Source organism: Nitrobacter sp. 62-13 (assembly GCF_001896955.1).
In the GTDB taxonomy this organism is placed as follows: Bacteria; Pseudomonadota; Alphaproteobacteria; order Rhizobiales; family Xanthobacteraceae; genus Nitrobacter.
On sequence record NZ_MKRN01000113.1, the window covers coordinates 1 to 6,828 of the forward strand.

Here is a 6,828-nt window from a genome sequence, read left to right on the forward strand (position 1 = left end):
GACGTCATTCGACAATCGGATACCTCAGCCCGGTTGAGTTCGAACGAAAGCTGGGTTTAGCTTAACTGGCTGTCCACTAAACCGGCAGCAGCTCAACCCTCAAATTATAGACTAGATGTCCGTCAGACTGCGAACTGGAGTTTCCTGGGGGACCTTAATGGTTGAGGGCAAGGATATCTTTACAATCGGAGTGAGTAGCCTTTCTTTGATAATCTCAATGGCGTCGCTTTACCTTTCAAATTTCCGCCGCCCGAAAACATCTGCCGAGATTGGACCATTTATACACATCTACTATCACCCGCCCGATCAAACCGGCTTTTACCTGCCAGTTGTCTTTCACAACAATTCGCCAACGAAAGCCATCGTGTACAAGGCTTTCCTAGAAATCATCGACACCAATGGCCGACACTTCGCGCTGCGATGGTTGACCAGCAACAGCATCGACAAAGAGATGAACTATACAGAAACGGGTGCTGCGGCTCCGTTTAAGATGGATGGATATGAAGCTAAATCCGACGTGCTGCAGTTTGCTTGGCACAACCATCCTGACTTAGAGAACTTGGAGTTTGTCGAAGGAAGTTATGAGGTAACCCTATATGTTTGGACCGCCAATAGGACGAAGCCGAACATCTCCATTACGGAACGGTTTGATATCAGCAAAGAGCTTGCCGAAATCATGCACGAGAAGCGGAGCACTGGAGACAATACAACGCGATACTTTCCACTTGCTGGAAAAGGTCTGATTTCGTTTTGCTCCGGGAAAACACCCGTCAACTTTGATGGTCTACCAGTGAGATAGGTGAGCCAAGCAGATTGGAATCCATAATGATCCCTTGGAACGCCTTTCGGTCTCACCTTTGGCCAACATCCTGACACCGCTCAATCTTCTTGGTCCGCCAGGGAGCGCCAGCACATATCTCGGATGACAGGGTCTCCGATTTGCACCTTTTGGCGTCTTGGTCCGGGCCATCTCGGAGCGATCATTTCCATGGTTTCGGATAACCCGCAGCCTCCGCAAACCTACAAGCGCAGACTGGCTCATTTCCGGAATTGTCGCACGTGACAGTGGAGGTGGAACCCTGAACTGGCCATCATGCAAAGAGGGCTGCGTGAAACGTGACGCGGAAGAACAAGAGTGCGCCGTGTGGCATAGCCTGCCAGCATAATACTGGCGCTTAGTCGGGGAATAAGAATGAAAACTCCCATGCGTTACCAGTCCGGAGCTTTTGCATCAGTGCAGCAGACTTGATCGGGCCATTTCCCTCTTCATGCGTGGCTAGGTCAAGGTAGTAATTCTGTCCTTCGTGCTTGCCAAAGATAATCCAGTCGCCCGTGAGCCGTTGAGCGTCGGCTCGCTCCTGTAATCCACCGACCACGATTCTGTGCATCAACTCGCCGGGCCACCGCGCCGGATCGTGGCCGCTGTTGGCGGCAACGTCGGACAGCAACGTGTGGAGGTCGCGGTTACCGTTGCCTCGCGCAATGTTCCATCTATCGCCAGAATTGCGCATGGCGTTGCGTGGCATGAAGAAGTGCTTATGCCAGAGGGGTGCCAACGGCGGATACTTGAACGGCTTCTCCTCCGGATCAACAGTGGTTTCTAGCTTGCGGTCCTCAGGCGTTCCCGGCCTGCGGTAGCCCTCAAGCACGTCAACCTCGCGCAGAACAGCAAGTCTATCGAGGGGGTGTGCAGCAAGTCTTATGGCGAACGCGAGGCTTATCCGGGAGGCATACGATGCCCGATGGGTAACTTCGGACTTCAACTCTGCCAACTGTTCACTGGTGAAGCTTATTGGAACGTAGCCGGACAGGATGGACGCGCTGGGCATCGTGCCTTGCAAAGGAAAGAGAATCACTGCGCTGCATTGGTCTAACCTGCGTAACACCACTGGTAAACATTCCAGCGACCTGTTAGAAAAATGCCTTATCTATCAACGGCAATCAGGCCGGACAGCGCAACCCGCCCCTGGGCACCATTACCTTTTCTCCCGACATCTCAGGACGTCTCATCATATCTCATAATGCGTTGAAATAGCTATACTTTATTGTCTTTGACGTCCTCCACCATCTCGCTCCGTATCTGCGGATTTCGCCCGATCCCAGGACTTTGTTGGCCTTGGTGTTAAGAACCTCGCGTGGATTCATCCGTCATGAGCTCCGCTTTGGCTCGAAATTCTTCGGCTAGAAAGCGGTGGTCGCCCCGGCTGCTTCGGATAATCCATGGGCTTTGATTAGCCCGAGAGACTCCTCAAACAAATGACGCGCCGTGGTCAGAATCGACAGCAACCCGACAACAAGAACTCAGTTCTGTGCAGGCGGCGACCCTTTCACTTCTTTTTCCCATTCAGCCGATAACGGTGCGATGATCTCGCAAACGACGCCTTCCGGCGGATAGGCAATATGAACCTGGCCCCCAAGTTCAAATGCTAGAACCCTTTCGATCAGTTGCGATCCGAACCCTTTCCGGCTCGGTTGTGAAACTGCGGGGCCATATCGCTCCTGCCAACGAAAGGCGAGGCTCGGGATCGCTTTTTGTTCGACGTCCCACGCGATCGTAACTTTCCCGGTCGGAATCGACAGTGCGCCATATTTAGCTGCGTTCGTCGCCAATTCATGAAGCGCCAAAGTCAGCGCCAATGCGGACTTTGGGGAAAGCCGCACGTCCGGTCCATCGATCTCGAATCGCTGGCGGCCGTGCACGTTGAGTAGTTGTGCCACCACGTCGCCCAGCTCTGCGCTGTTCCAGGACTTGCGAGCGATCAGATCATGGCCACTCGCCAACGCCAATAGACGAGCTTCAAACTTACGGAAGTCCTCGCTCTCCGCCTCATGTCCGCGGAAACTTTGTCGCGCAATCGCCAGCACGGTAGACAGATTGTTCTGGAGCCTGTGCTTCATTTCACTGAGCAACGTATTCTGCAGCCGCTCATGCGCTTTGCGGTCGGTAATGTCACGAGCGATCTTCGAGGCCCCGACGATCTTGCCGTGCGTATCTCTGATCGGCGAGATTGTCAGCGAAAGATCAATCAGGCCGCCGTCTTTTCGCCGACGGACTGTTTCGAAGTGCTCGACCTGGTCGCCGCGCCGAAGCCGCGCCAGTATCGCCGGTTCCTCGTTCTTCCGATCGTCGGGGATCAGCATTGTGATCGAATTCCCAATGGTTTCATCGGCCCGATAACCGAACAATCGTTGCGCTCCGGTATTCCAACTCGTGATTACGCCATTGATGTCCTTGCTAATGATCGCATCATCTGACGACTCCACGATCGCGGCGAAGTGTGCGATCGCCAACTCCGCGCGCTTGCGGTCGGTGATATCAACGGCCGCGCCTGGAATGCGCCACGGCGATCCCGATTCGTCGTAGCGACATTGACCGTGGACTTCCAGCCAGCGGACCGTCCCTTCCTTCGACTGCACGCGATATTCCAAAATGCACTTTTCGCCTGTCGTGATTGCCTGCTCGATGCCATCGCTCACCAGCTTCACGTCATCCGGATGAATGCCCGCCAGATAATCGGCAAGCGGAAGGCCACTCTCTGCCTTTTGGGGGTCAACCGAGAACATGTTTGCGAAGCGCGCGTCCGAATAGACCATGCCTGATCTTAAGTCAGTATCGAAGGTGCCGATCAAACCGGCCGCCTGCAGGGCATTTGAGAGACGTTCCTCTGTCTTCACCAAAGCCCGCTCGGCCACGATGCGCCGCGTCGTCTCATCAACTATACACAAGACGCCGTCGACCCGACCGTTCTCGTCATGGACGGGGGAATATGAGATATTGAAATAGACGTTCTCCGGATAACCGTGCCGCTCGATGTAGAACATCCGATCCTTGGCGAACACAGTTTCGCCAGTCAGCAGCACCTGTTGCAGTAACGGTTCGAGGTCGTCCCATAATTCAGCCCAGTTTACTCGCGCCGGATGTCCGAGCGCTTTTGGATGCTTGTCGCCGATCGTCGGCGCGTAGGCGTCGTTATAGAGTGCCACGAACTCCGGGCCCCAAAACAGCACGATTTGAGCTCTCGCGGGCAACATGAGCCCCACCGTGGCCTTTAAGTGAACTGGCCATTCCGCGATCGGTCCCAGGCTGGTCTTCGACCAATCGAACTCACGAATGAGTTCACCCATCTCGCCGCCACGAAAAGGGAAAGTTGTGACTTGATGTTGGAAGCAGTGATCTGCGCCTTCCTTCATCGCCCCCTCTGTTGCTCTGGTCTTGCGTCGCGGGTTGCTGGAATTCTGAAAAGCCGGATATTGGATCATGCCCCGGGGGTCGCTGTCGCGAATTTTCTCCAGGCCCGCCAGCACGTTCCGGCTCAAGTTTAGCGTCGATCGCAGGCGCGCGAAAGCGCCCGCCGGGGGCATGTCCGTGGGCGTCGAAACCCGGACCGGAGCTATGCCGCACACCTTCGCCGATTGGTGTCGGCGGTAACGGCTGAAAGAGCCTCCCCAGGCCCGGGCGAGCGTGCTGTTCAGAGACGCAACCCTTGTAACGGCGCTCGGCGTGTCGTTCCGGCACTTTTCCAAGCCTGGCTGTTGTGGCTGTCCGTGGGGGGACCGTGTTCGACCTGCCGGCAACGTCCGCCCGCGCTCGCGAGCCACGGCCTGCCGTCGGTCGGTCGGACTCCGGGGAACTGATCTCGAACCCATCCAGCAGGCTGTTGAAAAATCTCTGTCGTCATTCCGGACGCCGCGTAAGCGGCGATCCGGAATCCAGAAATACGAAGAAAATCAGTGTGGCTGGATTCCGGGTTCGCACCTTCGTTGCGCCCCGGAATGATGGTTGGAGACTTTTTCAACAGCCTGCTAGCTCGTCTTGCGGCGTCCAGTTCGAGGATTGAGCGGGCCTTGCGGCTTTCTGACCAAGCCCTCGGGTAAGACGGGCTCGGTTCCCGGTATCGGGTCGGCTCTGACATCGGCGCCTGTTTGATCGCGCTCATGTTGGTTGGTTTTGTCCTTGACCTGATGAGGCTGCGGCAACCCCTCTTTGGTGACCGGGTCGTAAGCTCCGCTTCTCTCATCCAGATTATCAGTGCCATATTTGCTCATCGTCCGGAACCTTGCTGCTTTTCGATACTTCACAAATTCAGCCCGCGTGGTTTTGTTTCTGAGGAAACGCCATGACTGTGAAGTACGTATCCCTCGTCGTTTTATTGGCTCTCCTGGCCGGGGTATGGGCCTGGGCGGTTTCGGCCTGGACAAGAGATATTCCCATGAGCGACTGGATCGCCCTCGGTTTGGGGGGGCTGTTCACGGTCGTCGTCGGTTGCGTATTGATCGGCCTGTTATTCTACAGCAGCCGCCACGGCTACGATGACGAGGCGTTTAAGAAAAGACGCGATCCGAAGTAGCGCCAGCTCCTGAGGCGGTCGGCGGCTCCAGGATTTCAACACGTCATAAAATAGCGGATCCCCGGTGTGCTTGAAAACGACGGCGGGAGCGGCGGACAGTGGCCGGGGGGAACGTTCGTATGCACAGAGCATTGAAATAACGGAGGGCGCGCCTACCTCCGATCAATCCCAGTTGTCCGTCGAGCCAACCTTCTCGGCGCGCTGCCCCATGCGAGGCGTGAGGTACTGACCATGAATCAAGCCGAGGAAAATCTCATGGCGTGGCTTCGCAATGCACACGCAATGGAAGAGCAAGCCGTGACCATGTTGATCGGTCTGGCAAACCGGACCGGAGACTATCCCGAAGTCAAGGCGCGGATAGAACAGCATCTGGCAGAGACCCGGAAGCAGGCAGAAGCGCTGGAAGGATGTATTCTGCGGCGCGGCGGCGACACGTCAACCCTGAAGGATTTGACCGGTAAGGTCATCGCTTTTGGTCAAAGCATCAGCGACATGTTTGTCGACGACGAAATCGTCAAGGGCGCGATGGCAAGCTACACGTTCGAGCACATGGAGATTGCGGCATATCGGGTATTGATCGCCGCGACCGAAATTGTCGGCGACACACAAACAAAAACGGTTTGCGAGCGAATCTTGAAGGAGGAGCTTTCGATGGCGTCCGACCTGGAAGCTCATTTGCCGGAGTTGACGCGCGAGTATCTGAGACGCTCCCAGTCCAATTGATCGATGAGAGCACGGGCGGGCTGACGGGCTTGTGGATGGAGCGACTAATTTGGCTTTCATGAAATCAGACTGCAACGAATCATCGGTAGTCTGCTCACTGGACGCTGGGCCCGCCTGGGTCGCGTCCCGCTTCCAACTTGCCCGTCGCCTCACTGCGGCGGGCTCTTTTTGTGTTTACGTGTTGTATTTACGTGCCCGCTTCGCCTTGAACCGCTCGGCTTTGTCGGCCGCGGTGCCGCAATCTGTTCCTTTCCGATATGATGTCCCAGGCCCATAGAAACCGCGTCGCGTTCAGTCCATCAACGCCAGCCTGAGATCGTGTAGCAGGGCCAGTTGGATTTCGTTGTCCGGCCGGTGCTTTGCCATCTCCATATAGACGCCCAGCGCCTCAGGCATTTGCCCTGGCTTGAGAGCGCCGTTTTCTTGCAGACAGTGGACGAGTACCTGAAAGGCTGCAGTCGTGGTGGCCATGTGCGCGGCTATGATCTGGTGTTCCGGGCTGAGTTCTCTCTGTTCCGACATGGCAAGCCTCCCTGATTGGCGGAGGGTAGCAGCGATGCGCAGGATGGAAAGCCCCGCCGGGATGCCCAATTACGTCGTCAAGTCCGGCAATTAAGGCTTACCCCAAGCAAGGCATTGTGCGCATGCACATACGACCAATCAAAGCGATTCATTTGGATCGACGATTGGAAGATGTGGAATGCCGTTTGCGGGCGGCGCCGGGAGCGCATGGTTCATTCCCCAGATTGCAGCCTGC

At 56.1% G+C, this 6,828-nt stretch carries 7 protein-coding genes and 1 pseudogene; 4 read left to right on the top strand and 4 right to left on the bottom strand.

Translation table 11 applies throughout. The features are described from left to right. Positions 1-157 precede the first annotated feature (157 nt). Positions 158-799 (top strand): hypothetical protein, encoded by a 642-nt coding sequence (locus tag BGN91_RS09380; RefSeq protein ID WP_292612526.1) that lies wholly within the window; start codon positions 158-160, stop codon positions 797-799. Between the two features lie 150 nt (positions 800-949). Next, positions 950-1,083: pseudogene (locus BGN91_RS09385) on the top strand (cation transporter); the annotation flags it as partial. Between the two features lie 92 nt (positions 1,084-1,175). Here BGN91_RS09385 and BGN91_RS09390 read toward each other — a convergent pair. The 3 genes from BGN91_RS09390 to BGN91_RS09400 form a co-directional block, all read right to left on the bottom strand. Further along, a complete protein-coding gene (locus tag BGN91_RS09390) occupies positions 1,176-1,829 on the bottom strand; it encodes a hypothetical protein (RefSeq protein WP_292612527.1) in 654 nt (217 codons plus the stop codon). A 472-nt stretch (positions 1,830-2,301) separates the two neighbouring features. Beyond that, on the bottom strand, positions 2,302-4,305 hold the full coding sequence (locus tag BGN91_RS09395) for a PAS domain S-box protein (protein WP_292612528.1): 2,004 nt from the start codon (positions 4,303-4,305) through the stop codon (positions 2,302-2,304). A gap of 498 nt (positions 4,306-4,803) precedes the next feature. Beyond that, positions 4,804-5,046: a hypothetical protein gene (locus BGN91_RS09400; protein ID WP_292612529.1), complete on the bottom strand. Its 243-nt coding sequence runs from the start codon at positions 5,044-5,046 to the stop codon at positions 4,804-4,806. 71 nt (positions 5,047-5,117) lie between these two features. Here BGN91_RS09400 and BGN91_RS09405 point away from each other — a divergent pair, with 71 nt between their 5' ends. Continuing rightward, positions 5,118-5,348, top strand: a complete 231-nt coding sequence (locus BGN91_RS09405) for a hypothetical protein (protein WP_292612530.1) — start codon at positions 5,118-5,120, stop codon at positions 5,346-5,348. Between the two features lie 231 nt (positions 5,349-5,579). Continuing rightward, entirely contained in the window at positions 5,580-6,071 is a 492-nt protein-coding gene (locus BGN91_RS09410; RefSeq protein WP_292612531.1) for a ferritin-like domain-containing protein, read from the top strand. 291 nt (positions 6,072-6,362) lie between these two features. Here BGN91_RS09410 and BGN91_RS09415 read toward each other — a convergent pair whose 3' ends face one another. After that, positions 6,363-6,593, bottom strand: coding sequence for a hypothetical protein (locus BGN91_RS09415; RefSeq protein WP_292612532.1), 231 nt, complete (start codon positions 6,591-6,593; stop codon positions 6,363-6,365). Between the last annotated feature and the right edge of the window lie 235 nt (positions 6,594-6,828).